Origin of the sequence: Haloferax mucosum ATCC BAA-1512 (assembly GCF_000337815.1) — an archaeon.
GTDB classification, from domain to species: Archaea; Halobacteriota; Halobacteria; order Halobacteriales; family Haloferacaceae; genus Haloferax; species Haloferax mucosum.
Genome location: NZ_AOLN01000018.1, coordinates 635,889 through 660,970, shown reverse-complemented (window position 1 = coordinate 660,970; position 25,082 = coordinate 635,889). Strand labels below are relative to the sequence as shown.

Annotated in this window: 26 protein-coding genes and 1 tRNA gene; 13 read left to right on the top strand and 14 right to left on the bottom strand. The window is 63.1% G+C overall.

Annotation, left to right across the window (positions count from 1 at the left end; all coding sequences use genetic code 11):
* Nucleotides 1-290 precede the first annotated feature (290 nt).
* The 4 genes from C440_RS16030 to C440_RS16015 all read left to right on the top strand — a co-directional run bounded on the left by C440_RS16030 (nt 291) and on the right by C440_RS16015 (nt 5,939).
* Nucleotides 291-599: a DUF7518 family protein gene (locus C440_RS16030; protein ID WP_193788411.1), complete on the top strand. Its 309-nt coding sequence runs from the start codon at nt 291-293 to the stop codon at nt 597-599.
* Nucleotides 600-683: 84 nt separating this feature from the next.
* Nucleotides 684-4,394, top strand: a complete 3,711-nt coding sequence (gene smc / locus C440_RS16025) for a chromosome segregation protein SMC (protein WP_008321705.1) — start codon at nt 684-686, stop codon at nt 4,392-4,394.
* Nucleotides 4,387-5,457 (top strand): segregation and condensation protein A, encoded by a 1,071-nt coding sequence (locus C440_RS16020; RefSeq protein ID WP_008321703.1) that lies wholly within the window; start codon nt 4,387-4,389, stop codon nt 5,455-5,457. Before smc ends, C440_RS16020 begins: the two co-directional genes overlap by 8 nt.
* A 32-nt stretch (nt 5,458-5,489) precedes the next feature.
* Nucleotides 5,490-5,939 (top strand): hypothetical protein, encoded by a 450-nt coding sequence (locus C440_RS16015; RefSeq protein WP_008321702.1) that lies wholly within the window; start codon nt 5,490-5,492, stop codon nt 5,937-5,939.
* A gap of 12 nt (nt 5,940-5,951) precedes the next feature.
* On the opposite strand, the gene mtnP is transcribed toward C440_RS16015, so the two are convergent.
* The 3 genes from mtnP to C440_RS16000 form a co-directional block, all read right to left on the bottom strand.
* A complete protein-coding gene (gene mtnP / locus C440_RS16010) occupies nt 5,952-6,812 on the bottom strand; it encodes an S-methyl-5'-thioadenosine phosphorylase (protein ID WP_008321701.1) in 861 nt (286 codons plus the stop codon).
* Between the two features lie 58 nt (nt 6,813-6,870).
* On the bottom strand, nt 6,871-7,845 hold the full coding sequence (locus C440_RS16005) for an AEC family transporter (RefSeq protein WP_008321700.1): 975 nt from the start codon (nt 7,843-7,845) through the stop codon (nt 6,871-6,873).
* A 104-nt stretch (nt 7,846-7,949) separates the two neighbouring features.
* On the bottom strand, nt 7,950-8,663 hold the full coding sequence (locus C440_RS16000; protein ID WP_008321699.1) for a phosphoribosyltransferase: 714 nt from the start codon (nt 8,661-8,663) through the stop codon (nt 7,950-7,952).
* Between the two features lie 210 nt (nt 8,664-8,873).
* On the opposite strand from C440_RS16000, the gene C440_RS17880 reads away from it, so the two are divergent.
* Together C440_RS17880 and C440_RS15995 are read left to right on the top strand one after the other, a co-directional pair.
* Nucleotides 8,874-9,044 carry a DUF7563 family protein gene (locus C440_RS17880; protein ID WP_008321697.1) on the top strand — a complete coding sequence of 57 codons (171 nt, stop codon included), beginning with the start codon at nt 8,874-8,876 and terminating at the stop codon, nt 9,042-9,044.
* 103 nt (nt 9,045-9,147) lie between these two features.
* Entirely contained in the window at nt 9,148-10,047 is a 900-nt protein-coding gene (locus C440_RS15995) for a PhzF family phenazine biosynthesis protein (RefSeq protein ID WP_008321696.1), read from the top strand.
* Between the two features lie 26 nt (nt 10,048-10,073).
* Here C440_RS15995 and C440_RS15990 read toward each other — a convergent pair whose 3' ends face one another.
* The 5 genes from C440_RS15990 to C440_RS15970 all read right to left on the bottom strand — a co-directional run bounded on the left by C440_RS15990 (nt 10,074) and on the right by C440_RS15970 (nt 12,389).
* Nucleotides 10,074-10,838, bottom strand: a complete 765-nt coding sequence (locus C440_RS15990; protein WP_008321695.1) for a proteasome assembly chaperone family protein — start codon at nt 10,836-10,838, stop codon at nt 10,074-10,076.
* A 62-nt stretch (nt 10,839-10,900) separates the two neighbouring features.
* On the bottom strand, nt 10,901-11,086 hold the full coding sequence (locus tag C440_RS15985) for an RNA-protein complex protein Nop10 (RefSeq protein ID WP_008321694.1): 186 nt from the start codon (nt 11,084-11,086) through the stop codon (nt 10,901-10,903).
* Nucleotides 11,087-11,090: 4 nt separating this feature from the next.
* Nucleotides 11,091-11,891, bottom strand: a complete 801-nt coding sequence (locus C440_RS15980) for a translation initiation factor IF-2 subunit alpha (RefSeq protein WP_008321693.1) — start codon at nt 11,889-11,891, stop codon at nt 11,091-11,093.
* A gap of 18 nt (nt 11,892-11,909) precedes the next feature.
* Entirely contained in the window at nt 11,910-12,104 is a 195-nt protein-coding gene (locus C440_RS15975; RefSeq protein WP_004044235.1) for a 30S ribosomal protein S27e, read from the bottom strand.
* Between the two features lie 3 nt (nt 12,105-12,107).
* The gene (locus tag C440_RS15970; RefSeq protein ID WP_004044234.1) at nt 12,108-12,389 is read right to left on the bottom strand and encodes a 50S ribosomal protein L44e; all 282 of its coding nucleotides are present in this window, start codon (nt 12,387-12,389) and stop codon (nt 12,108-12,110) included.
* A gap of 198 nt (nt 12,390-12,587) precedes the next feature.
* Between C440_RS15970 and C440_RS15965 the strand changes: the two genes are divergently transcribed.
* Nucleotides 12,588-12,851: an HAH_0734 family protein gene (locus C440_RS15965; protein ID WP_008321692.1), complete on the top strand. Its 264-nt coding sequence runs from the start codon at nt 12,588-12,590 to the stop codon at nt 12,849-12,851.
* On the opposite strand, the gene C440_RS15960 is transcribed toward C440_RS15965, so the two are convergent.
* Entirely contained in the window at nt 12,848-15,223 is a 2,376-nt protein-coding gene (locus tag C440_RS15960) for a DUF2298 domain-containing protein (protein WP_008321691.1), read from the bottom strand. The genes C440_RS15965 and C440_RS15960 overlap by 4 nt on opposite strands.
* Nucleotides 15,224-15,319: 96 nt before the next feature.
* Between C440_RS15960 and C440_RS15955 the strand changes: the two genes are divergently transcribed.
* The 4 genes from C440_RS15955 to C440_RS15940 all read left to right on the top strand — a co-directional run bounded on the left by C440_RS15955 (nt 15,320) and on the right by C440_RS15940 (nt 17,398).
* On the top strand, nt 15,320-16,105 hold the full coding sequence (locus C440_RS15955) for a glycosyltransferase (RefSeq protein WP_049915922.1): 786 nt from the start codon (nt 15,320-15,322) through the stop codon (nt 16,103-16,105).
* Nucleotides 16,098-16,565 (top strand): GtrA family protein, encoded by a 468-nt coding sequence (locus C440_RS15950; protein ID WP_008321689.1) that lies wholly within the window; start codon nt 16,098-16,100, stop codon nt 16,563-16,565. Before C440_RS15955 ends, C440_RS15950 begins: the two co-directional genes overlap by 8 nt.
* Before the next feature lie 60 nt (nt 16,566-16,625).
* Nucleotides 16,626-16,700: transfer RNA gene (locus tag C440_RS15945), tRNA-Met, on the top strand.
* A gap of 275 nt (nt 16,701-16,975) precedes the next feature.
* The gene (locus tag C440_RS15940; protein ID WP_008321688.1) at nt 16,976-17,398 is read left to right on the top strand and encodes a Rieske (2Fe-2S) protein; all 423 of its coding nucleotides are present in this window, start codon (nt 16,976-16,978) and stop codon (nt 17,396-17,398) included.
* Between the two features lie 15 nt (nt 17,399-17,413).
* Here the strand turns inward: C440_RS15940 and C440_RS15935 are convergent, their stop codons facing one another.
* The 5 genes from C440_RS15935 to C440_RS15915 all read right to left on the bottom strand — a co-directional run bounded on the left by C440_RS15935 (nt 17,414) and on the right by C440_RS15915 (nt 22,417).
* Entirely contained in the window at nt 17,414-18,355 is a 942-nt protein-coding gene (locus C440_RS15935) for an aminotransferase class IV (RefSeq protein ID WP_008321687.1), read from the bottom strand.
* Nucleotides 18,356-18,357: 2 nt separating this feature from the next.
* The gene (locus C440_RS15930; protein WP_008321686.1) at nt 18,358-19,065 is read right to left on the bottom strand and encodes an anthranilate synthase component II; all 708 of its coding nucleotides are present in this window, start codon (nt 19,063-19,065) and stop codon (nt 18,358-18,360) included.
* Entirely contained in the window at nt 19,062-20,612 is a 1,551-nt protein-coding gene (gene pabB / locus C440_RS15925; protein WP_008321685.1) for an aminodeoxychorismate synthase, component I, read from the bottom strand. Before pabB ends, C440_RS15930 begins: the two co-directional genes overlap by 4 nt.
* Nucleotides 20,613-20,783: 171 nt before the next feature.
* Nucleotides 20,784-21,563: a helix-hairpin-helix domain-containing protein gene (locus tag C440_RS15920; RefSeq protein WP_008321684.1), complete on the bottom strand. Its 780-nt coding sequence runs from the start codon at nt 21,561-21,563 to the stop codon at nt 20,784-20,786.
* A gap of 44 nt (nt 21,564-21,607) precedes the next feature.
* On the bottom strand, nt 21,608-22,417 hold the full coding sequence (locus C440_RS15915; RefSeq protein WP_008321683.1) for a shikimate dehydrogenase: 810 nt from the start codon (nt 22,415-22,417) through the stop codon (nt 21,608-21,610).
* Nucleotides 22,418-22,564: 147 nt separating this feature from the next.
* Between C440_RS15915 and C440_RS15910 the strand changes: the two genes are divergently transcribed.
* A complete protein-coding gene (locus C440_RS15910; protein ID WP_008321682.1) occupies nt 22,565-23,536 on the top strand; it encodes a calcium/sodium antiporter in 972 nt (323 codons plus the stop codon).
* Nucleotides 23,537-23,644: 108 nt separating this feature from the next.
* Nucleotides 23,645-25,000 (top strand): sodium:calcium antiporter, encoded by a 1,356-nt coding sequence (locus tag C440_RS15905; protein WP_049915921.1) that lies wholly within the window; start codon nt 23,645-23,647, stop codon nt 24,998-25,000.
* Nucleotides 25,001-25,082 lie beyond the last annotated feature (82 nt).

Below are 25,082 nucleotides of genomic sequence, written 5' to 3'. Positions count from 1 at the left end.
GCTTCGACGGCGGTGGGCTAAAGACTAACGGGACAGTTGCGAGCGGCGGGGCTATCGGCGTCAACTTCCGCCGTCTCAGTTCCGTTCACGGTCGGACACCGCCGTGGTTCAAAGCGGCGACAAATACGTCCGTAGCGTGTGAAGTGCGGTCGGTAACGGCCGATACGTCCATGCGTGATGCGAACGATAGCGTCCGATACAGAAACCACGGAGACGCGTTCGCGCACGTATCACATTCTCGGTGATTGTCTGACGCACATTTATGTCTCACGCGCGGCGCTATCTTACCCATGAGTAATCGGGTGGAGGAACTCGAATCGAAGGTTGCGGAACTGCAGGCCGCGGTGAACGGACTCACCGAGGAACTCGTCGAGACTAAAGAACGACTGCGACAGCTCGAAGACGAAAACAACGTCGAGGTGCCGTCTCGTGCTCCACGTCGTCGCGGCGACTGGGAGCCGGAAGAAGAGGAAGCCGAAGAGACCGTCGAAGCCGAGCCTGTCGCACAGGCCGACGACGATGAGATTAAAACGGACGAGTCCAAGGAGACTGACGAAGACGGCGGCGACTCCCCCGACGACGACATCATCGTCGCGTAATCGGACGCGCCGTCAACCGCGAGCGCGTCCCGTGTCCATGCGGCGCGCTCTCTTTGCGGGCGTCGCCCGCGTGAACACCAACCCATGCACATCAAAGAGCTCGTTCTTGACGGTTTCAAGAGCTTCGGGCGGCCGACTCGCATCCCGTTCTACGAGGATTTCACGGTCGTTACCGGCCCGAACGGTTCAGGAAAATCGAACATTATCGACGGCGTTCTCTTCGCGCTCGGTTTGGCCCGTACCCGCGGGATTCGCGCCGAGAAACTGACGGACCTCATCTATAATCCCGGCCACGCCGACGGAAGCGACGGCGACGCGCCGACACAACCCAAAGAAGCGAGTGTCACGGTCGTTCTCGACAACTCGGCGGGCACGCTCGACCGGTCACAGGTCGTCAATGCCGCCGGCACCGACAACGTCGGCGACGTGGACGAAATCACCATCAAACGCCGCGTCAAGGAGACGCCAGACAACTACTACTCGTATTACTATCTCAACGAGCGGTCGGTAAACCTCTCGGACATCCAAGACCTCCTCGCGCAAGCGGGTATCACGCCCGAGGGCTACAACGTCGTCATGCAGGGCGACGTGACCGAAATCATCAACATGACGCCCTATCAGCGCCGGGGCATCATCGACGAAATCGCGGGCGTCGCCGAGTTCGACGAGAAGAAAGACGCCGCCTTCGAAGAACTCGAAGCGGTCGAAGAACGCGTTGACGAAGCGGACCTCCGCATCGAAGAAAAAGAGACGCGTCTCGACCAACTCGCCGACGAGCGAGAGACCGCACTCGAATACAAGGGACTCCGCGACGAGAAAGAAGAGTACGAGGGCTACTTGAAGGCGGCCGAACTCGAAGACAAACGCGACGACCTCGACCGCACCGAATCGCGCATCGAATCGACCGCATCAGACCTCGAAGCCCTCCAAGCCGAACTCGACGAACGACAGGGCAAGGTCACCCGTCTGGAAGAAGACCTCGAAGACCTCACCCACGAAATCGAGCGGAAGGGCGAAGACGAGCAACTCCGCATCAAATCCGAGATGGAGGAGATAAAAGGCGACATCGCACGCCTTGAAAACACCATCGAGGCGGCCGAGGAGAAACGCGACGACGCCGAGGCCGAACGCCGGACCGCCTTCGTCGATATCGACCGGAAACAGGAGAAAATCGACGACCTCGAAGCCGATATCCGCGAGGTTAAAGTCGAGAAGGCGTCGGTCAAAAGCGACATCCAGTCGAAGCGGGTCGAACTCTCCGAGGTACAGGCGGAAATCGACTCCGTTGACACCGAGTTCGACGAACTGAAGTCCGAACTCGCGGAGAAAAAGGAGGCGCTCGACGAATTCAAAGACGAGAAGAACGACCGCCAGCGCGCCAAAGACCGCCTCCTCGACGATGCTCGTCGCCGGTCGAACGAGATTTCCGAGACGCAAGACGAAATCGACCGCACCCACGAGCGCATCCCGGAACTGAAAGCGACCCTTTCGGACCTGCACAGCGAACTCGACACCGCCGAAAAGAACAAGGCGAAGATAGACGGCATCATCGAGGACTTGCAGGCCGAAAAGGCCGAGTTGAACGACGAACTCTCCGAGGTCACGGACGAACTCCAGACCAAGCAATCCGAGTACGCGCGCCTCGAAGCGCGGGCCGGAAAAGACGGCGACAACTCGTGGCCACGAGCGGTCACGACCATCCTCAACGCCGGTCTCTCCGGCGTTCATGGTGCCGTCGGACAACTCGGCTCGGTCGATGGCGAGTACGCCAAAGCCTGTGAGACGGCCGCTGGTGGCCGTCTCGCAAACGTCGTCGTGGACGACGACGGCGTCGGTTCGTCCTGTATTAACCACCTGAAGTCTCGGAACGCGGGTCGCGCGACCTTCCTCCCCATCACGAAGATGGACAACCGCGGGCTTCCGCACAAGCCGACCCACCCGGGCGTCGTTGACTTCGCGCGCAACCTCGTCGAGTACGACAGCCAGTACGAATCCATCTTTTCGTACGTCCTCGGTTCGACGCTCGTCGTCGAGGACATGGAGACCGCCCGCGACCTGATGGGCGACTACCGCATGGTCACCCTCGACGGCGACTTAGTCGAGCGCTCCGGCGCGATGACCGGCGGGTCCGGCGGTAGTTCTCGGTACTCTTTTTCGAAGTCCGGCGAGGGCAAACTCGAACGCATCGCCAAAGAAATCACGACGCTCGAAGACCGCCGCCGCTCGCTCAACAGCGAGATTCGAGCTATCGACGACGACCTCGACGACGCCCGCGGTCGGGCCTCCGACGCCGCCGACCGCGTCCGAACCATCGAGCGCGAAGTCGAAGACGCGCAGGCGGATATCGACGACGCGGAAGCCGAAATCGACCGCTTGAACGACAGACTGGACGAACTCGAATCCGAGCGCAAGTCGGTTGACGAGGAGATGTCCGACCTCGACGACGAAATCGCCGCGTACGACGACGAAATCGCCGCCGTCGAAGCCGATATCGAGGACATCGAAACCGAACTCGCCGACTCGGAGATTCCGGAACTCACCGCCCAAACCGACGAGATTCGCGCGAACATCGACGACCTCGAAGACCGGATGTCCACGCTCGACGGCCGCCTCAACGAGATTCAACTCGAAAAGCAGTACGCCGAGGATGCGGTTGACGACCTCCACGAGACGGTCGAAAGCGCACAGAACCGCAAGGCAGAGGCAAGCGAGACAATCGCCGAGGCCGAATCCAACATCGAATCCCGCGAGGCAGACCTCGAAGCGAAGCGCGAGGCGGTCGCGGAACTCGAAGACGAACTGGTTGACCTCAAAGAAGACCGCCGCGAACTTCAGGACGACCTCCGCGAAGCGCGCAGTGCCCGCGACGAGAAGAAAGACCGGGTGAACGCGGTCGAGTCCAAACTCGAAAGCATGCGGTCTGCCGCAGAGCGCCTCGAATGGGAAATCGACGAACTCGAAGCACAGGTCGGCGACTACGACCCAGACGAGATTCCGGACCACAGCACCGTCGAGTCCGAAATCGAACGGCTCACCGAGGAGATGGAAGCGCTCGAACCGGTCAACATGCTCGCAATCGACGAGTACGACGACGTGAAAGCCGACCTCGATGACCTCCAAGAACGACGCGACGTGTTGGTCGAAGAGCGCGACGCCATCGCCGAGCGCATCGACCAGTACGAATCACAGAAGAAAGCGACGTTCATGGAGTCGTTCGACGCCATCGCCGAGAACTTCACCGATATCTTCGAGCGTCTGTCGAACGGGACGGGCCACCTGCACCTCGAAAACCCAGACGACCCCTTCGAGGAGGGCTTGACGATGAAAGCCCAACCGGGCGACAAGCCGATTCAGCGCCTCGACGCGATGTCCGGCGGCGAGAAGTCACTGACGGCGCTCGCGTTCATCTTCGCCATTCAGCGTCACAACCCCGCGCCGTTCTACGCGCTGGACGAAGTTGACGCGTTCCTCGACGCCGCCAACGCCGAGCGCGTCGGACAGATGGTCGATGACCTCGCCGGAGACGCCCAGTTCGTCGTCGTCTCCCACCGCTCTGCGCTCCTCGAACGCGCCGAGCGCGCCATCGGCGTGACGATGCAGGGTGACAACGTCAGCGCCGTCACCGGCATCCAGTTCGGCGGCGACGGCGCCGGTGACGATACCGCCGACAGGACCGACGGTGACGATGGAACCGGCGGCGACAGCGACGACGGTAGCGACGGACACAACGACGGTGGTGACGAACACGACGACACCGGCGTCGAGGTCGAAGCGGAGGTCCCGACGAATGACTGACGATATCCCCGAACTGAACCTCACGCGTGACCGCGGTGCGGACGAATCGGCCGCCGCTGACGGCTTGGCCTTCGCCGATGCCGCCGGCCGCGACACGGATACCGAATCCGAGGCGACCGGAGAGGACGCGATGGACGACGTGTTGCCGGAAGACGTCTCAGAATCGGACGAAGACGAAGTCGAACCTGTCGAACTCCTCGTGCAACTCGCCAAAGAGGGGACAATCGACCCGTGGGATATCGACATCGTTGACGTGACCGACGCCTTCTTAGCGCGTCTCGATGCGATGGACCTCCGGACCACGGGTCGCGCGCTCTTCTACGCGAGCGTTCTCCTGCGGATGAAATCCGACGAACTCCTCGCACCCGACGAACCCGACGAAGAAGAACTCGAACCGTGGGAACTCGCCCTCCAAGATAGCGCCGCCGACGGCCATCCCGGCGACGATGGTGGCCCGCCCGGATTCGACCCCATTGACGCGCTCGAAGACGAGATGGACCGCCGTCTCGAACGCAAACACGCCCGCGGGTCGCCGGAGACGCTGGACGAACTCGTCCGCGAACTCCGCGAAGCGGAACGCGGGTCGTGGTGGAAACGCCGCCGCGAGTACGACACCTCCGAGTCGCCCCGCGGGTTTTCACGCGGGACGCAGACGCTTGACTACCACACGCCCGGCGAGATGCGCGGGGCGGGCGAACCGACCGAAGACGACGTCACCGGGACCGCCCACAACGAAGATATCGAGTCTGTCGTTGACACCGTCCGCGACGTCCTCTCGACGCAGTACGAGAAGGGCCGTGACGAGGTGCTCTTCGCCGAGATTCGGGACGTTGCAGACACTGTGATGACGACGTATCTCGCGCTGTTGTTCCTCGCACACCGGAGCAACGTCTACCTCAAACAGGACGAACTGTTTGGTGACCTCTGGATTCGGAACCCCGAGGCGTTCGACGCATCGTCCGATACGGAGTCGTTGGGTGAGGACGACGAGGACGTGGCACCTGCATCGAGCGAGGCTGAAGACGACCCCGAACTCGAAGCCGACGCCGTCGCGGACGACTAAGCATTTATTTCAGACACTCGCCACTTTCCGGTGTGTCCCGACCGACCCTGCTCTCCAGTACGCTTCGTCGCCTGACTGTCGCCGTCTCGCTTCTTACCTCGACGCTATTCGCATTCCTCACCGCGGTTATTCTCGTTCCTTCACTTCCCGAGTTAGGAGTCGTGTTTTTCTTTCCTATCTTCTGGCTACACTGCTACTTCCCTGGCTACGTCTCGTACAGTCCGACGACGAGGGGTCGCGTCCGAGACGTGGTTACGACGCCGAAGTCAGTCCGCAACTGCACCGTCTGTGGTGACGCCGACGCCCGCGGCGTCGTTCGGGAGTTCAGCACGCAACTCGTCGCGGCGGCGGTTCCGCTGACGACGACGGAACACGGGAAAAACGAGTACTGTGAGCGGTGTTTCGCAGTCGAATTCTCGCCGACCGACAGCGCCGCGCGAAGTGCTTCTGACGCGACCGAACGCGAGGAACTGAACCGCTGAGCGTCTCTCTGCTTACTCGACGTACCGGTCGATAAGCGGCGCGAGCGTTTCTTTCGTCGCTTCGGGGATTGCCTCGTCGGGCGTGTTGATGGTCCCTTCGAGTGCGGAGTGGCTACCGGTTTCGTGGCCGTCAGGAATCTTCCGAATCGCCGCCTCGACGGTCTCCTTGATGGCGTCTTCGTTGGCGGCGGCGTTCTTCAGTACTTCGTCGAGGGTGACTTCGCTGTCTTCTTTCCACACGTCGTAGTCGGTGACGCCGGTGATGGTCGCGTAGGCGATTTCGGCCTCACGGGCAAGTTTTGCTTCCGGAATGGTGGTCATGCCGACGATGTCCCAGCCCTGCGCGCGGTAGTGTTCGCTTTCGGCTTTCGTGGAGTACGAGGGGCCTTCGATGCAGACGTAGGTGCCGCCTTCTTGGACCTTCGCGTCGGTCGCTTCCGCGGCCGCTTCGGCGAGAATAGAGACGAGTTCCTCGTCGTACGGGTTGGCGAACGGCTGGTGGACGACGATGCCCTCGTTGAAGAACGTGAGAGGCCGGTGTTTCGTGCGGTCGTAAATCTGGTCGGGGACGACGAGCGTCTGCGGCGGGAGGTCCTCTTTGAGACTCCCGACGGCGTTGCTGGCGAGAATGTGAGTGACGCCGAGTTTCTTCAGTGCGAAGATGTTCGCACGGTACGGAAGCGTCGTCGGCGAGTGCTGGTGGTCCGGTCCGTGACGCGGCAGGAAAACGACTTCGCGGCCGGTGTCGCCGAACTCGCCGACGATAGGCGTCGTCGAAGGTTCGCCGAACGGCGTCTCGACGGGTTCTTCACGGGTGTTTTCGAGGGGAAGCGCCTCGTAGATACCACTGCCACCGATGAATCCGATTTTCATACCTGACAGTCGGTGGGTGCGCACAAAGTCGTGGCGAATCGGCGTGTCGTCGCCGCAATTAGACGGGGAATCCGCCGTCGAGGAGGAAGATAAGCACCGAGAGAACGGGGATACTGAGAAGCGTCGTCGCAAAGACGGCCGCGGAGACGAATTCGGCGACCGAGACGGTGGCGTCGCCGGCATCACCGAACTCGGCGACGAGGATGAGCGGGGTGACCGCGGCGGGCATGGCGGATTCGAGAACGAAGGTCCGCGCGACGGTGAGGTCGCCGAATCCGGCGACGAGTGCGATGCCGACCGCGACGGCGGGCGCGACGACCATCTTCAGCCCCGCGACGAGACCGACCTCGGGGAGCGTCGTCCCGAGGTCGGCACCGGCGAGTTGAATGCCGAGAATGAGAAGCATCATCGGAATTGAGGAGTCGCCGACGAGTTTGAGCGTCTGCATCGCGGCGAGGTCGGTCGGCGGCACGAGACCGAGCCAGCGGACGACGAGCGCGGCGACGACGGCGTAGATGAGCGGGATTCGGAGGACTCGTCTCACGCCGACGCGCCAGCCGGGAGACGCGTCGGCCGAGTCTGACGACGACCCGGCCCCGGCGATGTAGACGCCGAGCGTGTAGATGAGCACGCCCTGCACCGCGAGGTAGACGACGGCGGTCGAACGCCCGGTCGCACCGAACGCGAAGGAACTCACGGGAACGCCGTAGTTTCCCGAGTTGGGAAAGGCGGCGACGAGAACGAGTGCGCCCAAAAGCGGTTCGGGGATGCCGACGAGGCGGGCGATACCCGCGGCGACGAGTATCATCACGACGTGGTAGACGGTCACCCCGGCTGTGAGAGTCGCAAGCGTCGCTCCGGCGAGTTCGGTCGTTGCAAGGCTGTAGAAGACCAGCGCCGGTGCGAGGACGTACACCGTCACGGTGTTGAGCGGACCGGGGTCAACGTCGCGGACGCGGCCCAAGAGAAACCCCACTGCGCCGATGGCGAGGATAGGCAACAGCGCCGTGACGAAAATCGAAAGAAGCGACATGGGCGAGGCCACGGCTGTCACGCTGACTAACGTTTCGCTTCCGGCGTCTCACTCGTCGGGTTGGCGGCCGGAAAAGGTCGAGTTGCGTGGGTCGTGTGCGCCTGTCAGGCTCCGACGCCGTCGTTTTCGAGGAGTCGCCACGCGCCGTCACCGGTAGATTCGACGTAGTCACGTCGTTCCATCTCCGCCATCACTTCCGGCATGCGGTCGGGTTGGGCGATCTCCATCTCGATGCGGTCTACGTCGTGGAACTCGGCGAGATAGTGGCGGATGTCCTCCAATTCGAAGGTGTCGTCGCCGGCTTTCGCCATCACCCCCGAGGTAAGGTCTATCATGTCCTCGATGAAGTTCCACGGGTAGACGACCCACGCCCACGCTTCGAGGCGCTCGCCGACGTAGTCGGGTTCGAACTCGCTCGTCTGGAGGAGTTGCAGAGTCGCCGTGCGGACTTCGCCCGCGTTGCGGTCGGTCACGTACTCGTGTGCGCGTTTGATCGACCCGCCGGTGTCGGCGATGTCGTCGATGATGAGCACGTCTTTGCCTTCGACGCTCCCCTCCGGCATCGGGTAGCGGACTTCGGGTTCGTTCGATTTCTGGGCCGTACCGACGTAGTGTTCCATTTTCAGGCTCGTCAAGTCGTCTAACCCGAGGAAATCGCAGATACAACGCCCTGCGAACCAACCGCCGCGCGCCAGCGCGACGATAACGTCGGGTTCGAATTCGGACTGTTTGACGTCGTCGGAGACGTCACGACAAAGCCCGTAGATGTACTCCCAGTTCGTGATGGTACACTTAAATTCGTCGGGGAGGTCGCCCATAACTTCCGTTCACCGTCCGTACTGCCGCGCCTGATGCCCTTTAATCTGTACGACTCGCCTCGCGGGTCTAGACGGTGCTTAGAACGCTAAAATCGTCGTTAGGAGCCAATTAACCGCCTCTATTCGGGATTCAGGAGTTTCATAACCTATGTTAACATTGCTCATAGTTATATCGGGAGAACGAGTATGCACGTTCGTAGGTGACCAAACATGCACACGTGTGGTAACTGTGGTGAGTTCGTGTCCCGCGACTTCGTGCGCGTCTTCGGCAACGAGATGGACGAAGTCGTCGGTTGTCCAGCCTGTATGAACATGCGCGAGGTGATGCAAGGCGACGGTGCGGGCGAACCGTCCGGCCGCGTCAGGTGGACCCGCGCGTGAGCGGCCTGCCGCCGAAAAACTACCATCGGAATCACCGACTTCTTACTTCGCTTTCGCCTGCCGACCCGCGGGTTTGATACATCGCCGTGCAGTGCGCACTCCCATGGATAGCCGACGCGCCCTCCTCGTCGATGCTTTCACGACAGAACCGTTGTCCGGGAACGCGGCCGGTGTCGTCCCCGACGCTGACGGACTCGACGCGGACCAGATGCGCGCCATCGCGGCCGAACTCGGCGCGAGCGAGACGGCATTTATCCTCTCGTCGTCCGTCGCTGACCGCCGAATCCGATACTTCACGCCGACACAGGAAATCGACCTCTGTGGGCACGCGACGATTGCCGCGTACGCCCACCTCGCCGCCGAACGCGCCATCGAACCTGGAACCCACTCGCTCGAAACGAACGTCGGCACGCTCGACATCGAAGTCGATGACCTCGGCGAAGTGTGGATGACCCAAGACGCGCCCACCGTCGAACGTCTCGACGTCGATTACGGCCGGTTCGCGTCGGCACTCGGTATCGACGACGCCGCCCTCCGCGACGTCGGCGCGGACCTCCCGGTCGCCCTCGCCTCCACCGGACTGCCGTTTCTCATGGTGCCCGTCAACTTTCTCGAACACCTCTCGTCGGCCGCGCCCGACCACGGCGCGCTTTGCGACCTCGCCGCCGAACACGACGCCGCGGGCATCTACGCCTTCAGTTTCGACGCTATCGACGGCGACTCGACGCTTCACGCCCGCTGTTTCGCGCCGGGTGTCGGCATCCCCGAAGACCCCGCGACGGGAACCGCGAGCGGTGCTTGCGGGGCGTATCTCCGGCAAGTCGGCGCATTCGATTCGGTCCCCGACGAACTCAGATTCGAGCAGGGGCACTTCGTTGACCGCCCGAGTGTGGTCCGCGTCACGGTCGGCACGGATATCCGCGTCGGCGGGCGGGCGGTGCAGTCGCTCGACGGTGAACTCATCGTTCCGGAGTTCGCAGACGACGACATCATCGAAGCCTGACGCGCAGGCCCCGACGGAAAAGCGAGTTACCCGATATACCGCAGGTCGTCGTCGCTGGCGATGCCCTGTTGTTGCTGTTGCATCTCTTGAATCTTCGCGGCGACTTCCTTCATCTCCTCTGCGCGCTCTTCGAGGCTCTCGAAGCCCACGCTGAAATCGAGACGGTCCTGTAGGACTTCGATGACGACCTGTGCACTCTGTGGGTCAACGAGATAGCCGCTCGTCTCGCCCATCAGGCACGTCGCGTCCAAACCGCGGCGACCGCCGAGACCGAGCAGGAGACCGGAGACACCAACGATGCCGCCCGCCGGTTCACCCTCGCGGAATTCGACGCCCGCGTCTTCGAGTTCGTCGCGTTGCGACGCGTTTGCGACTGCGCCGAGTACCGACGGTTCGTCGACGAGTTCGCCCGTTGGGACGCCGCCGAGTGCGAACACCTGTTCGACATCGAACGATTCGGCGACGTCGAGGAAGGCGTCCGTGAGGTGGTAGTGTCCCTCGTTAGACTGTGCCTGGTGGTCGCCGGTGAGCAACAGCAGGTCCGGTCCCTCTCCGGGCGTTTCGACGGCATAGACCGCGGCGTGAGTCAACTCGGTGACGCCGTCGTCGATACTCACCTGCGGCGGGAACACGTCGGCGTAGATGCGCCGAACCAGCGTCGATTCTTCGAACTCTTCGAGGAGGTGTTCGACGGCGAGTTTACCGACGTTGCCGACGCCCGGCAGTCCCTCGATGAACACGGGGTCAGAGAGGGAGACCTCTTCGACAGTCTCGATTTCGATGTCGTCCATGCACGTAGTGCCGGCCGCACTGGTTAAGAGAGCGTCGGTAGCCGAACCGGACTGGCCGTCGGCTACTCGTCTGCGACCCGGCGTTTGCGTGCTCGGCGATACTCGCCGTAGGGGTCGTCCGGATTGAACGGTGCGGGCGCGCTGTTTTCGGTCGGTGCGCCGCACTCCGGACAGGAATCAGAAAGCGAATACACCGGGCGGTCGTGGCGGTCGCGCCACACACTGCACACCCGGATATGCGATTTCATGTTGTTACTCGTCGTCGCCGCTTCGCTCGCGGTGGTACTCCGCGGTTCCGCCGGCCGCTTCGATGACCTCTCGGGCACGAGCGACGCTCGTTTCGAGTTCCGTCTCGGCGGTCTTGTAGTCGGGCGCTTTCACCTTGATGCGGTACTCGGGCGCACCGACGTAGGTGACAGAAAGCTCGATTTCGTCGGCGACTTCGCCGTCGCCTTCAGCGGCCTTCAGCGCCTCTTTCACGTCGTCAACACCGTCGCCAGCGGGCGAACGGAGGTCAACGTAGCCGGTGACGTTGACGAAGGGGACCGACACGTTCTGCCGTGCGGTATCGACGATGGCTTCGATTTCCTCGTCGTCGAGTTCGACGCCTTCGAGCGCCTCGGTTCCGTGAATCGCGGCCTGTTCGAAGCCGTCGTAAAGCGACTCGAACTCGGCGAGCAGGGCGTTTGCGATGGCACCGTACGCTTCGTCGGCGATGTCCTCGCCGAACGCGAGCGCCATCCACTTATCGGCCTTCTGCTCGTTTTTCCACTCCTGAATCTTCTCTTTGCGTTGGTGCTCGTTGACGTCCTTGATCGAGAGATCTATCTGCTGTGAACTCTCGTTGACTTCGAGCACCTTAGCGACGACCGTCTGTCCTTCGCGGACGTGGTCGCGGACGTTCTTGATCCATCCGCTTGCGACCTCGCTGATGTGGCAAAGCCCGCGCTTGTCTTCGTACTCTTCGAGGTCAACGAAGACGCCGAAGTCCGTGATATCGTCTACCTTCCCGACGACGAGTTCGCCGGGGTCAGGCCATCCGCTGTACTTCATACGAGGTCCTCCGTACAGTTACGCCTCAAGCTCGTCGCTGTCACGACGCTCGACCGTCTCGACGACCTCGCCGTGGAATTCGGCGTTGCCGCCGGTCGGCGTGGCGAGGGTCGTCCCGCAGACGGCGCAGTTGACGACCGAGGATGCTTTTCCGAAGACGACCTGTTCGTTCTCGCAGTCGCTACACGCGACCTTGTAGAAGTTTCCTGCCATGATTTACTCCTGGAACTCCAGGCGACCTGCGCGCCAGCCCTCACGCATGTGGGCCTTGCCACAGTCCGAGCAGATGTACTTCAGGTGCGTCTTTTTCGTGGGCTTGTCGCCACCGGGCACCTTGGAGAACTTACCGGCGTTACCGATGGTGGCCTTGCCGCGTCGCGTTTGACGGGCGTTCCACTTCATACCGGTCGGGCGTCCCGTCCGGACCTTCTCCACTTCGTGCTCGTGGTGACCCTTGCAGTTCGGGCAATACGTGTTGAAACGGCGTGGCATCTGCATAGATATCGACCTTGTGGTGGGTTTTGGTGGGGCCCGTTAAAACCCGTTTGGTTCGACGCGGCGCGTGCATCGGCTATTCACCGCACTCTCCGTGTCACGTGTGGCCAGCTGACGAGACTCGCGGCGCACGCTTTTTTGTGCCGTTCCCGTACGGCCGAAGCCGAAGCGATTAAGCGGTGACTGTGCCAATCCCGGCACATGAAGAAGCTCATCATCCACGGCGACCCCGGTATTCGGCGCGACGCCGTCATCGAGTACGACGGCGAGGAGTACATCTGCTTCTCCATCGACCGGCAGGGCGACTGGCACGGCCCGGACCGCGTCCAGATGTGGTGTACCGTCGGCAGCGAAGACGAGCGCGAGGCGTTCGAAAAGCGAGAATTCGTCCCGCACTGGCTCGAAACCGAGGGCGTCGATGCCGAAGCCATCGAGGTCATTCGGGAGAGCGGCGCAGTAGCCTAACGAAGCATCGCTTCTTCTACTTCGTAGACCACGACCGACCCTGACCGGTGGACGGGCGTCAGCCACGGGACGTCCGTTTCGATGTCTCCGTAGCGGGCGCGCTCGCCCGGCCCGACCCAGACGTACGCCACGTCGTACTCGTCGATGAGTTCCATTCGCGTCGATTCGTTCCCGACGTACATCGCGTCCACGTCGCGCACGCGGTCGTAGTACGCTTCGGGACCGCGGTAGCCGACTTCGTGCGCCCAGCCGGCGACGGTCGGGACGCCGGTGAGACTCGATTCGGGGTTCCCGCGCCAGCTATACATGACCCCGTTTCGCTTGTCGGCTACTGTTTCCGACCACGTCGTTCCCGGTGCCGAGAGCATCGTCGGGGTTCCTTCGACGTTCCGGTCGAGCCACGTAATCGCCGTTGACTCGTTCGGATGCCACCACTCCGCGAACGCCGTCGCATCGAGCGTCGTCTCCTGTCGCGGGGTGTTTGTGTGTTCCGAGACGGCGAGGCCGGCGTAGGCCGACGTGGACGCGACGAGCAAGACGACGACTGCGACACCGACGACCCGGACCGCGCCGGCGCGGACACTGAACCCGACTTTCGGTAGCGACACGTCGCCGGTCGTCGCGGCGTCGCGGACGACGCTCGCAAGGACGGCTCCCGCGGCGCTTCCCCAGAGCACCCACACCTGCATGTACGTCTTGAACACCGTGTTCATCCGACCGGGACCGGCCTGTTCGTTCACGAAGACGAGTTCGACGAGTGTCACGAGACCCGCCCCCGCGACGACGAGAACCGTCTCGAACCGCGGGTCGTCGGTAGACCTGAGTAGAATCCACCCGACGGCCACGAACGGAACGACGAGCACGAGCGCGGCGAACGAGTGGACTGCGGCGACGACCGACAACACCGCGAGACCGCCGAGAAGCCCGAGCGTCTGTCGTCCGTCGAGACCGTGAGCAGACCCCTGTCCCGAGCGCAGTTGTCCTGCGTAGTGAAGTGCGAACGCCCCGATGAACGCGCCGTGGACGAGTAGGAGCGCTCCGAAGCCACTGCGATTTTCGGGTGCCAGAATCTCGATTGTTCTGGTACTTCCGCCGCCAGTAACGCTTCCGAGCAGGAACGGGCTTGCGAGGGCGACGGCGACACCCCCGGCGAGACCGACCGCGAGAGTGGTTCCGAGGACGCGAGCCGTTTCGCCTGCGACTGGGTCGTCGCCGACGAAGCGGTCCAGTCGGTCACGGCTGATAAATATGGTTGACGGGCGCGCGGGCGCAAAGACGAGACCAAGAAAGAGGACGCCGAACACCGACGGGAAACTCCACGTATCGACGACGACCTGGAGCGCGCCGACGAGGGCCGTGACGCCGACGAGACCCCGACGCTCGCTGACTGCCTCCTCAGGCGTCCGGAAGTACGCGAACGCCAGCCCGGCGGCGAGGAGTAAAAACGGCGTTCCCATCATGTGCGCGTGCAGGTCGCCGTTGAGCCACGAAAACAGCGGGAACTCGTTTATCGTTCCGGGGATGACGCGACTCGCGTCCCAGTAGGAGAACTCCGAGACGGTGGCGAGAACCTGTGAGACGCTGTAGCGAGAGCGCTCGGCGATTGCCTGTGCGACCGGGCGCTGTATCCCCTCGGGCAGTGCGAGCAACGCGAGTCGCCCCGCCGTGACGAGGTTGCTTGCGAAGCCGACGAAAAACGCCGCGAGGAGACCGCCGAGACGACTGTTCGCCCCCGAAACTATCGACAGGCTACGGCCGAGTTCGAACGCCGCGGTGACGAGGAAGCCGAAGAATCCGGCGAGCGCGAGGTTGTACGCGAACTCCGGTTCCGTACCGGTGAGCCACGCGAGGAGTATCGACACGAGGTGACCGCCGTAGTAGTACCGGACCGGTTCGCCGGCAAACCACATGTCTTCTGGCGGCAACACCGACGCGCGGGAGAGCGATTGGAGGAGCCCGAAATCGAGGAACTTCTCGCCGCCGCTGGCGTAGACCGATGGGTCGAGCGCGCGGAGCGCAACGGCAAACAGGAAGGCGAACACGAACACGGCCCCCGCTTCGGCGATTGCTCGCCTGTCGATGTCGAGGTCGGCGGCGAGTCGTATCTCGCCGCGGCGGAGCGCCGCCACGTCGAGACCAGCCAGCGCCGAGAGTAACAGAAGAGTGCCGACGCCGACCGCGAGCGCGGGGGGACCGAACGAGATATGGCCGACGTAGTAGACAGGGAGCGTCAAGACGACGAGCGATACGGGGAGGGCGAATCCGGAACCGCGACCGGGGAGACGGCGAAACAGGCGAGCCGAGAGCGGAACCCCGACCGCCCAGAGGGCCGCAAACACCACCAACCAACGGACCACGAGGGCGTACTCCATCTGTCAGTTGAAGGCGCGGCGGATGCAATACGTTTTGTGATGGCGGGTGCGCACGAGAGCGGTTTGCTTTTTACCTCGTTGGATGAATGGTCGTGCATGTCGCAGTCTGTCGGGGTGGTGGTGCCTGCTTACCGGCCTGACCCCGACCGTTTGGTTCCCTACGTTCACGCGCTCGTCGCGGAACTCGATCCCGCCGTCGTCCGGGTCGAACTCGACGCTCCGCGGACAGGAATACTCGACGCCCTCGATTCCCTCCCCGCCATCGCCGAGGTACACCCGGTCGATTCGCGCCGCGGCAAAGGTGCCGCCATTACCGCGGGGTTCGAAGCGCTCGACACCGATATCGTCGCGTTCGCGGACGCCGACGGCAGTACGCCAGCCACGTCGATTGCGAACGTCATCGACGCCGTTCGGGACGGTGCCGACCTCGCGGTTGGCTCGCGCCGCCATCCCGACGCCACCGTCGCCTCACATCAGACGATTGCCAGACGCTACCTCGGCGACGGCTTTGCGTGGTTGGCCCGCCACCTCACCGACGTTCCCCTCTACGACTACCAGTGCGGCGCGAAAGCCATGACCGCCGACGCGTGGGCCGACGTTCGAACGCACCTCTACGAACCCGGGTTCGCGTGGGACATCGAACTCGTCGCCGTCTCGGGTGCGTTCGGTCACCGCGTCGCCGAAGTGCCGGTCGTTTGGGAAGACCAACCGAATTCGACGGTTTCGCCGGTCGATACGACACTCAAGATGGCTCGCGGACTGCTCCGGTCTCGCCACCGCGCCCGGACGATTCGGGAGGACCGCCTTCACGAACTCATCGACGCTCGAAACGACGAACGGGCGCTCGTCGAACAGTTTTCGGTGGAGGTCACGGATGACTGACCGACTCTCCGCGCTCGCATCAGGTACGCGATTCGGGAAGTTCGCGTCCGTCGGCGCGGTCGGAGCGGTGTTCGACCTGTCGCTGAGTAGCCTTCTCATCGTCTTTTTCGGTGTCGCCGGTGAGATTTCGAAACTCGCCGGTGCGGAACTCGCCATCGTCGTGATGTTTCTCATCAACGACCGGTGGACCTTCGCGGGGGCGGGCGCAGACCACCTTCTGGCGAAGGGACGCCGCTTCGTCAAATCGAATCTCGTCAGAAGCGGCGGTCTCGCGGTGCAAGTGCTCGTCGTCCGCGCGCTCGGCGAGGTTCAGTTGGTGATTCCGGTCGCCGGTATCGACCTCTGGAAACTGATTCCCCTGCCCATCGCTATCGTCGCGTCGATGCTCCTGAACTACGTCGCAGAGAGCCTGTTCACGTGGCGAATCGCGGGCCGTTCGAGTCAGCGTGACTCACGGTGAAAATTGACACACGGCTCCCGAAACAGAAGTCTTAACAGTAGCAGGCACATTTGTTGATTCAGCGGGATGGGATAGCCAGGAGATTCCGCCGGGCTCATAACCCGGAGATCGGTAGTTCAAATCTACCTCCCGCTATGATTTTGCTGACCTCAACTGCTGAGAACCGGGCTTGTTCCGGTGTACCTCACGAGGTCGGCATCATAGCTCAGTCACACTGAACTAGCGAGCACCAGCGACCGACGTTCGAATCTGTCATCTGCTTCCGCGACCCCCGAAAGCGACACTCTGAGCGGTTTTCTTCGGCGTTTTCTGACGAGTTAACTCGTCGCGTCTCGCCGGGTGCTTGCAATCGTCGGTCGCCACGCTTCGCTTTCGAAGCTAATTTTCCGTCCCACGGTAACGAGAGAGCAATGAGCGACCTCGAACGCATCTGTTCGGTCGGCGACGTCCCCGACGACACGACCTTCTTATTCCGCGTCAGCGAGACCGACGAGGACGAAGACGAACGCGAGGCGATTCTCGTCCGCACCGACGACGGCATTCAAGCGTGGTTGAACTACTGCATGCACCTGACGCACATCAAACTCGACAAAGGGTCGGGTGCGCCGATGCGAAACGGCGAGGTCATCTGTCAGAACCACGGCGCGTACTTCGAGGCCGACACGGGCTACTGCAACTACGGTCCCTGCGAGGGTGCGGTTCTCGACGACCTCGAACTCACTATCGACGGCGACCACGTCTTCCTCTCGGACGACGACTTCTCGTTCGTCGGCACCGGCGCAATCGAGACCGACCCCGCGGACCGAACGTCGCGGTCGAACGTCGAGTTCTGAGCACCCGTCGAGCGGTCAGTGCTCGCCGTAGTGCCGTCGCTCCACGTAGTCGTCGTAGAGTCGCGCGAGCAGTTTTGTGACCGGTCCGTCGCCGATGGCGATGCCATCGACCGTCTCGACCGGGCGGAGTTCCCACGTCGAATTCGTGAGGAACGCTTCGTTGGCGTCGCGCACGTCGTCAGGCGTGTATCGCCGCTCTCGAATCGGAATCCCTTCGTTTTGCGCGAGGTCGAGGACGACCCGGCGGGTGATGCCGGGCAGCACCGGCCCGTCGAGACTCGGGGTACAGAGCGCGTCATCATCGACGAAAAAGAGGTTGCTCGTCGCGCCTTCCGTGACGTAGCCGTCTGAATCGAGCATGAGCGCCTCGTCCGCGCCGGTGACGCGGAGTTCGGTTCGCGCGAGGATGCCGTTGAGGTAGTTGTGCGTCTTCGCCCGCGCCGGAATCGCCCGGTCGGAGATACGGCGCGTTTTCACCGTCTGTACCGCCGCGGGGCCGTCCCAAACAGAGACTGACCCACGGCCGCCTCTCGGAAGCGGTTCGACGATGACGACGACACGCGGAGACACGTCCGCGGCCGGGGTCAGACGGCCGGGTTGGCTCCCACGCGTGATGGAGAGTCGGACGTAGGCGTCCACGAAGTCGTTCGCGGCCAGCGTCTCGTCGATTCGCCCGACGAGGTCGTCGTCAGAGAGTCCGTGGTCCATCCCGAGGATGTCGCACGTCTCGGCGAGTCTGTCGGCGTGAGCGTCCCAGTGGAACACGTCGCCGCCGTAGGCGCGAAGCGTCTCGAACGCGGCGTCGCCGTAGAGAAACCCGCGGTCAGTGACCGGAATCGACGCCTCGTCGGCGGGCACGAGGTCGCCATCGACGTGGTAGACACGTGCCGAATCGTCACCGTTCGAACCCGAATCTGAACGAGAAGTTGAACCGTCGTCGCTCGGTTGTCCGCGCATCGTCAGTCCCGCGCCTCCATCGCTGGTGATTCGCCCGCGGCGAGGGAGACGAAATTTCGAACGATGTCTTTCCCCGATGCGGTGAGGATGCTTTCGGGATGGAACTGGACGCCGATATGGGGTTTCTCGCGGTGGCGAACGCCCATGACGACCGATGCGTCGTCTGTGTCCGTGGCGTCGTCGGTCGTGTCATCTGTGTCGGTGCCGCCGACACTGGCCGCGTCTTCGTCGGCGTCTTTGTCGGCACCCTCGTTTGCCATCTCAGAAACCGTGGTCGCAGTCACGACCAGCGCGTCCGGGATATCGTCGCGTTCGACCGCGAGCGAGTGGTAGCGCCCGACCTCGATTCGGTCGTGGAGCCCGGCGAAGACGCCCTTCCCGTCGTGTTCGACCACCGACGGCTTTCCGTGGACGACTTCGGGGGCGTGGCCGACGGGCGACCCGAGCGCGGCGCACAGCGATTGGTGGCCGAGACAGACGCCGAGCGTTGGATAAGCGAGGTCGCGGAAGACTGACACCGAGACACCGGCGTCAGCAGGCGTTCCCGGGCCGGGCGAGACGACGATACCGTCCGGGTTGATGTCGCGGATGTCGTCCGTCGAAATTTCGTCGTTGCGGTGGACGACGACCTCGTCGGCGAACTCGCCGACGTACTGCACGAGGTTGTAGGCGAACGAGTCGTAATTATCGACCACGAGGATGCGAGTCATCGCTCGGTCCCCGCAGTCGAATCGGTGTTCGACCCCGTCTGTGGGTGTGTGGTGTCGGCCGCATCGACGGTCATCTTCGCACGTTCGCCGAGCGCCTCGTCGAGTGCCGTGACGAGCGCGCGGGCTTTCGCCAGCGTCTCGTCGTACTCACGTTCGGGGTCGGAGTCGTGGACGATACCCGCGCCGACCCGAAGGTGGTACTCGTCTCGGAAGCGGACCAACGTCCGGATGATGATGTTCAGCACCGCTTTGTCGTCGAACCCGATGGCGAACATGCTCCCGGTGTAGGGACCGCGCCGGGTCGCTTCGAGTTCGTCGATAATTTCCATCGTCCGTGGTTTCGGCGCGCCGGTGATGGTGCCACCGGGGAAGACCGCCGCGATGGCGTCGGCGAGCGTGGTCCCCTCGCGTCGCATCCCTTCGACCAGCGACACGAGGTGCATCACTTCGGAGTAGCGGTCAACGCGGCGGTACTCGGTCACTTCGACCGACCCGTACTCGGAGACCTTCCCGAGGTCGTTTCGTTCGAGGTCGACGAGCATCGCGTGTTCGGCCCGCTCTTTTTCGTCGGTCGTCAGGTCCGCTTCGAGCGCGTCGTCCACCTCGGCTGTCTCGCCACGGGGTCGCGTCCCGGCGATGGGTTCGGTGACGAGGCGGTCGCCCTCGACACGGAGAAGGAGTTCGGGGCTCGCGCTCACGAGGTCCACGCCGGGGAGTTCGAGCAGGCCGGAGTAGGGCGCGGGGTTGACCTGCCGAAGCGCGGCGTAGGCATCGACCGGGTGGACTGCGGCGGGTGCGACGAGTCGCTGCGAGAGGTTCGCCTGAAACGTGTCGCCGTCGCGGATGTACTGCTTCGCCGCCCGGACGCGCTCTGCGAAGTTCGCTCGGCCGCAGGCGCTTTCGAACTGCGCTTCGTCGGACTCGACGGGCGCTTCGACCGGTTCGGGTTCGCCTTCGAGCGCTTCGACGGCGAGTGCGGCCGCCCGCTCGCGCGCCGCGTCGTAGACGGCGTCGATGTCGCTCCCGTCATCGACAACTGGACAGCAGGTGATTCGCAGTGTCGTCTCGTCGGCGGTTCGCGGTTCTTCCCACGAAGCCACGAGGTCGTACAGGCCGAGTTGAAGATGCGGAAGACCCCTATCGTCGGTCGTGTGTTCGGGGAGCGATTCGAGTTCGCGGGCAACGTCGTACGAGAGCCAGCCGAACAGGCCGCAGGGATACGGCACGTCGCAGTTACCGCGGGCGAGCGTCTGTGAATCCACGAGTCCTTCGAGCGCGGCGAGCGTCGGCCCCGAAGCAGTCGTGCTGACGGCCGACTCGCCGACTGTGAGGCGTTCGTCGGGCGCGACGCCGAACGCCCCCCAGCCGGGTTGGCCACCGGTCGTCTCGTAGAAGAAGCCGCCGGAAGTCTGCCGCGTGCGCCGATAGGCGTCGAAGGGGTCGGAAACGACGACCCGGACTTCGACGGGAACGCGCGCGCCGTCGGGTGCGTCCTCGGCGGTCGCGCGAAAGTCGTCGCGGTCGGTGACGACGGTCGGTGCGGTCATTACTCGCACCAGTCGGTGCGTCGGGTAAACGGTTTCGTGACGTGTCTCACGTGTGTCGTCACCGCTGGACGCGCCGGAAACACTGAGATATCCGCGTAACGCCGTCGAAAACGAAAGGGATGAGCGCAGAGAGATACCGACCGAAACGCGGCGGGGTGCCGTCGAGTATCGTTATTCGTCGGCGGCGCGGTCAATCCAGCGCTGGACGCGCTTGGGTGACACGTCGATTGCGTCGCCAACGTGCTCGGCGTCGGACGAAACGAGGTCGGAAACGGTCTCGATGCCGATGTCGGAGAGCCGGTCTGCGTACGCGGGACCGATACCGCGAATCGTGTCTACCGTGGGCGATTCCGCGTCGGTTTCGTCGGTTTCATCGCTTTCGCCGGCAGTGTCGCCAGTTTCGCTCTCGTCCTCGTCGGTGTCGCTCTCGTCACTTTCATCGGCGGTGTCAGCATCGACTTCAGGAGCTTCCACGTCGGACTCGGGTTCTGGTTCGTTCTCCTCGTCTTCTTCGGATTCTCCTTTCCCTTCGGACTCCTCGCTCTCTTCGTCGTCTTCGGGTTCTTCTGCCTCTTCGACAACGCCGGATTCAGCACCTTCGCCGTCGTCCTCTTCAGGCTCTTCGACTACTGCTGACTCTGCTTCTGGTTCGGCTTCCTCGATGGCTTCGGCGGCAGACTCGGGTTCAGGTTCAGGTTCAGGTTCGGACCCAGCGTCGTCAGCAGATTCTTCGGTCGCTTCCTCAGCAGATTCTTCGGCCGCTTCGTCGGTCTCTTCGACTGGTTCCTTGACAGCCGATTCGGTCTCGACGTCCGGTTCTTCGCGCTCGGTTCGGGTGTCACGTTCGACCGTAACGGTCGCTGAGTCGTCACGTTCTGCCGACTCGGCGGACGACGACCCGCCACCAAAGAGCGATTTCAGGAACGACGAAAGAGTGTCAAACAAGCCCATGTTGTTTTCTCCTATGTGATTCGGTTATTTAAAAACCAGCGGCCTCAATGCCTCTCAAGCCGCGTCCGGAGAGCGGTGTTCATCTTCTCCACGGGCGCGTCGAGTCCGGTCCACAGTTCAAAAGCTTCGACGCCCTGCAAGAGAAGCATCCACGCTCCATCGATAGTCACTGCGCCCGCGTCGGCGGCGTCTCGGAGGAGTCGCGTTTCGAGCGGGGTGTACACCGCATCGAGAACGGCGAGGTCGCTGTGGAGATGCGCGGCCGGGACGGGCGATTCGTCCGGCGATTCCATCCCGACGCTCGTCGCATTGACGAGTACCGTCGCGTCTCGAATGCGGTCGAGCGTGTCCAGTCCACCGGCCGTCGCTCCGGGAACTGCGTCGGCCAGTTCGACGGCCGTTTCGGCGGTTCTGTTGGCGATATGGACCGATGCCCCGGCGTCGGCGAGGGCGAACGCGACGGCGCGGCCCGCCCCACCAGCACCGACGACGACGGCGGTTGCGCCGTCGAGTGCGACGTCGTGGCGCTCGAAGGCTCGCGTCACGCCCGCCGCGTCTGTGTTGTGGCCTGTTGGCTCGTCGCATCCGAAATCGATGGTGTTGACGGCGCCGATTCGGGTGGCGAGCGGGTCGGAGTCAACGAGGTCGAGTACGTCTTGTTTGAACGGTATCGTCACGTTCAGTCCCGAAATACCGAGGGCGTCCGCACCGTCGAGTGCGGCCGCGAGAGCCGACGGCTCCGGCTCGAAGGAGACGTATCGGGCGTCGAGTCCAACGTGCTCGTAGGCCGCCTCGTGCATCGGCGGCGACAACGAGTGACCGACGGGGTTCCCGACGAGACCGTAGACTTGCATGGTCTGGTGGTTTCCCGCCGACGATATAATTCGCCCGCCTGTGTCGGTTTCCGCCGCGATGTTCCGCGGGCGAGTTCCCATGGCAATTTGTGACATTCTATCGGCGGACCGGCGCGTTTTTGGTGCGCCGTTGGACTACTCCCGCGTATGTCGGCTCTCGCAACCCTGATTTCCTTCGATACCGCCCTCTTGGTGGTTGGTATCGTTGCACTTTACCTCGGCGCAGAGGCGCTCGTCGAGGGTGCTTCCCGACTCGCTATCGGTCTCGGTCTCCGTGCGGCTATCGTCGGTGTAACTATCGTCGCGTTTGCGACCACGACCCCCGAACTGTTCGTCGCCGTACTGAGCGGTCTCGGCTACTCCGCCGACCTCGGACTCGGTGCGATTATCGGTTCGAACATCGCCAACATCGGTCTCGTCTTGGGCGTCTCCGCACTCATCCAACCGATGTCAGTGTCGGTGTCCACCCTTCGTCGCCACGTTCCATTCATGATTACCGCGGCGGTTGTGCTCGTCGCGCTCGGAATGGACGGAGACTTGAGCGCAGTTGACGGCGGAATCTTGCTTCTCATCCTCGCGGCGTTCACCGGCTTTTTGCTCTACCGCGCGCGTTCGACCAAAGCCGACGCGATCGGAACCGACGAAATCGACATCGAAGACGAGGATGAAGTCTCGGCACAGTTGAAAGACGTGCTCTACCTCGGTGCCGGTCTCCTGCTTTTGTTTATCGGCTCGAACTGGCTCATTCAGGGCGGAAGCGGACTCCTCGAATCCTTCGGGTTCGGCCCGCGGTTCATCGGCCTGACCGTCCTCGCGTTCGGTACGTCGCTTCCCGAACTCGCGGCGTCCGTCATCAGCGCGGTCCGCGGCGAGTCGGAGTTCAGCATCGGCAACGTCGTCGGCTCGAACATCTACAACATCGTCGCGGTCCTCGGCATTCTCGCCATCATGGTCCCGGTGAACGTTCCCGCGAGCACCATCGCGCTCGATTTCCCCGCACTCCTCGTGTTCACCTTCGGCGTCATCGCACTGATGCTCCGAAATTACGACGTCTCCAGAATCGACGGCGCCATCCTCGTCAGCGGTTACCTCGTGTTCTTCTGGCTCATTCTCCCGTAGTCGCGCGCCATCCCTTTTGGTGCGTAGCGAACAGCCGCATTTCTTCGTGACGCGGCGCACGATTGAAACACAAAAGCTACCGGCTTCGCCCGCGGTCTTGTATGTACGATGGTACGACGACGATTGAGTCACCCGCTGGTCGCGGTCTTCGGGGCGGCACTGCTCACGGTTCCGTGGCTCGGTCTCCGCACGGTCTTCGGTGTGGGTCTCCAAACCGGCGTCACGGTTGCACTGAGCGGTATCGCCATCCTGGGTGCCTCGTTCCTCCTCGCGTGGGGTGCCGAGACGGCCGAAGCCGACGTGCCTCGGGCGTTCGCACTCGCCGTCCTCGCGGTGCTCGCTGTGGCCCCCGAATACGCCGTGGACGCGTTGTACGCGTGGGAAGCAGGCATCAACCCCGGTTCTCCCGAATCGATGGAAGCGGCGAGTCTCGCCGTCGCCAACATGACCGGCGCGAACCGCATCCTCATCGGTATCGGCTGGTCGGCAATCGCCCTGTTCACGGTCGTTCGAGCGCGCAAGACCGGCGACGGGGCGGTCGAACGCCGAGACGGATTCCTCGCCGATGTCGTTCGTCTCGACCGCGGTATCTCGACCGAAATCCTGTTTCTCTTCGCCGCGACGTTGTTCGCCTTCTTCGTCCCGCTCGGCGCGGGTATCGGCGCGTTCGACATGTTCGTTCTCGTCGGTCTCTACGTCGTCTACATCCTCGCGGCACTGAACGCACCCCACGAACACGAAGAGCAGATCGGCGTCCCGGCCTATCTCCAGTCGTATCCGCGGCCCAAGCGCATTGCGACGACGCTCACGCTGTTCGTCTTCTCCGGGGTCGTGATTCTCGTCGCCGTCGAACCCTTCGCACACGGACTCGAAGACCTCGGTACGTCGGTCGGTATCCCGTCGTTCTTGATGATTCAGTGGGTCGCACCGCTGGCGAGCGAGAGCCCCGAACTCATCGTCGTCGCCTATCTCGTCAACAAGGCGCGTTCGACCGCCGGATTCAACGCGCTCATCTCCTCGAAACTCAACCAGTGGACGCTCCTCATCGGGACGCTCGTCCTCGTGTACAGTCTCTCGCTTGGGTACTACGGTCCGCTTCCGCTCGACGCTCACCAGTCGGGCGAACTCTGGTTGACGGCGGCACAGAGCTACTTCGCAATCGCCATCCTCATCACGTTCTCCATCAGCATCCGCGAGGCGCTCGCGCTTCTCGGTCTGTTTTTCGCACAGTTCGTCTACTCCGTCACGGGAACGGTGTTCACGATTCAGGTTCCGCTCTCCGAGGTCGCTATCACGTTCGACGGCGCAACGTCGCTTATCGGCTTTTCGGTCGTCTACCTCGTCCTCGGGACGGTTCTTTTCGTCTCGCGGCGGCGCGACGCCGTGGCCGTGGCGAGACTCTCGGTTCGTCGGCTTCGGGGCGACTACAGCACCGGCGAGACGACGATTGCACCCGAAGACTGAACAACTGAGAGCGGGTCGCTCCGGGAAGACGTTCGTTCTCTCGCCGGTTCCGACGCTCTTTTCGCCGCCTTCGACCACCCAC

Bases quoted from the DNA above. Each gene is read 5' to 3' on its own strand.
- C440_RS16030 (WP_193788411.1), top strand. From the start codon at position 291: ATGAGTAATCGGGTGGAGGAACTCGAATCGAAGGTTGCGGAACTGCAG.
- smc (WP_008321705.1), top strand. From the start codon at position 684: ATGCACATCAAAGAGCTCGTTCTTGACGGTTTCAAGAGCTTCGGGCGG.
- C440_RS16020 (WP_008321703.1), top strand. From the start codon at position 4,387: ATGACTGACGATATCCCCGAACTGAACCTCACGCGTGACCGCGGTGCG.
- mtnP (WP_008321701.1), bottom strand. From the start codon at position 6,812: ATGAAAATCGGATTCATCGGTGGCAGTGGTATCTACGAGGCGCTTCCC.
- C440_RS16005 (WP_008321700.1), bottom strand. From the start codon at position 7,845: ATGTCGCTTCTTTCGATTTTCGTCACGGCGCTGTTGCCTATCCTCGCC.
- C440_RS16000 (WP_008321699.1), bottom strand. From the start codon at position 8,663: ATGGGCGACCTCCCCGACGAATTTAAGTGTACCATCACGAACTGGGAG.
- C440_RS17880 (WP_008321697.1), top strand. From the start codon at position 8,874: ATGCACACGTGTGGTAACTGTGGTGAGTTCGTGTCCCGCGACTTCGTG.
- C440_RS15995 (WP_008321696.1), top strand. From the start codon at position 9,148: ATGGATAGCCGACGCGCCCTCCTCGTCGATGCTTTCACGACAGAACCG.
- C440_RS15990 (WP_008321695.1), bottom strand. From the start codon at position 10,838: ATGGACGACATCGAAATCGAGACTGTCGAAGAGGTCTCCCTCTCTGAC.
- C440_RS15985 (WP_008321694.1), bottom strand. From the start codon at position 11,086: ATGAAATCGCATATCCGGGTGTGCAGTGTGTGGCGCGACCGCCACGAC.
- C440_RS15980 (WP_008321693.1), bottom strand. From the start codon at position 11,891: ATGAAGTACAGCGGATGGCCTGACCCCGGCGAACTCGTCGTCGGGAAG.
- C440_RS15975 (WP_004044235.1), bottom strand. From the start codon at position 12,104: ATGGCAGGAAACTTCTACAAGGTCGCGTGTAGCGACTGCGAGAACGAA.
- C440_RS15970 (WP_004044234.1), bottom strand. From the start codon at position 12,389: ATGCAGATGCCACGCCGTTTCAACACGTATTGCCCGAACTGCAAGGGT.
- C440_RS15965 (WP_008321692.1), top strand. From the start codon at position 12,588: ATGAAGAAGCTCATCATCCACGGCGACCCCGGTATTCGGCGCGACGCC.
- C440_RS15960 (WP_008321691.1), bottom strand. From the start codon at position 15,223: ATGGAGTACGCCCTCGTGGTCCGTTGGTTGGTGGTGTTTGCGGCCCTC.
- C440_RS15955 (WP_049915922.1), top strand. From the start codon at position 15,320: ATGTCGCAGTCTGTCGGGGTGGTGGTGCCTGCTTACCGGCCTGACCCC.
- C440_RS15950 (WP_008321689.1), top strand. From the start codon at position 16,098: ATGACTGACCGACTCTCCGCGCTCGCATCAGGTACGCGATTCGGGAAG.
- C440_RS15940 (WP_008321688.1), top strand. From the start codon at position 16,976: ATGAGCGACCTCGAACGCATCTGTTCGGTCGGCGACGTCCCCGACGAC.
- C440_RS15935 (WP_008321687.1), bottom strand. From the start codon at position 18,355: ATGCGCGGACAACCGAGCGACGACGGTTCAACTTCTCGTTCAGATTCG.
- C440_RS15930 (WP_008321686.1), bottom strand. From the start codon at position 19,065: ATGACTCGCATCCTCGTGGTCGATAATTACGACTCGTTCGCCTACAAC.
- pabB (WP_008321685.1), bottom strand. From the start codon at position 20,612: ATGACCGCACCGACCGTCGTCACCGACCGCGACGACTTTCGCGCGACC.
- C440_RS15920 (WP_008321684.1), bottom strand. From the start codon at position 21,563: ATGGGCTTGTTTGACACTCTTTCGTCGTTCCTGAAATCGCTCTTTGGT.
- C440_RS15915 (WP_008321683.1), bottom strand. From the start codon at position 22,417: ATGCAAGTCTACGGTCTCGTCGGGAACCCCGTCGGTCACTCGTTGTCG.
- C440_RS15910 (WP_008321682.1), top strand. From the start codon at position 22,565: ATGTCGGCTCTCGCAACCCTGATTTCCTTCGATACCGCCCTCTTGGTG.
- C440_RS15905 (WP_049915921.1), top strand. From the start codon at position 23,645: ATGGTACGACGACGATTGAGTCACCCGCTGGTCGCGGTCTTCGGGGCG.